The 606-nt window shown below is 60.2% G+C and carries 1 pseudogene; it reads left to right on the top strand.

Annotated elements, in window-relative coordinates:
* Positions 1 to 606 (top strand): annotated as a pseudogene (locus ROA7023_RS25430) (IS5 family transposase); the annotation flags it as partial.

Below are 606 nucleotides of genomic sequence, written 5' to 3'. Positions count from 1 at the left end.
CCGGCGTGTCCTGAGCGGCATTATATTCATCAATCGCAACGGTTTGCGCTGGCGTGACGCGCCGCGGGAGTATGGGCCGCACAAGACCCTCTACAACCGATGGAAAAGGTGGAGCGATATGGGCGTGTTCGCCAGGATCATGACGGGCCTGGCGGCAGAAGCACCGGACAACAAGACGATCTCTATCGACGCGACCTACCTCAAAGCACACCGCACGGCTTCAAGCCTGGGGTCAAAAAAGGGGGGCGTGGACGTCTGATTGGGCGGACCAAGGGCGGCATGAACACCAAGCTGCATGCCGTCACCGATACGATTGGGCGGCCAATCCGGTTCTTCATGACGGCCGGTCAGGTCAGCGACTACACCGGGGCGAGAGCGTTGTTGAGCAGTCTTCCGGCCGCGGACTGGCTGTTGGGGGACCGGGGATATGACGCGGACTGGTTCCGCGAAGCCCTTGCCGACAAGGAGATAACGCCATGCATTCCGGGTCGAAAGTCACGCGACAAGCCTGTCAAATACGACAAGCGTCGCTATAGGAAACGCAACCGGATCGAGATCATGTTCGGACGCTTGAAAGACTGGAGGCGCGTCGCCACGCGCTATGAC

The organism is Roseisalinus antarcticus (genome assembly GCF_900172355.1).
Taxonomy (GTDB): domain Bacteria; phylum Pseudomonadota; class Alphaproteobacteria; order Rhodobacterales; family Rhodobacteraceae; genus Oceanicola; species Oceanicola antarcticus_A.
This window is presented reverse-complemented; position numbering and strand designations above follow the sequence as displayed.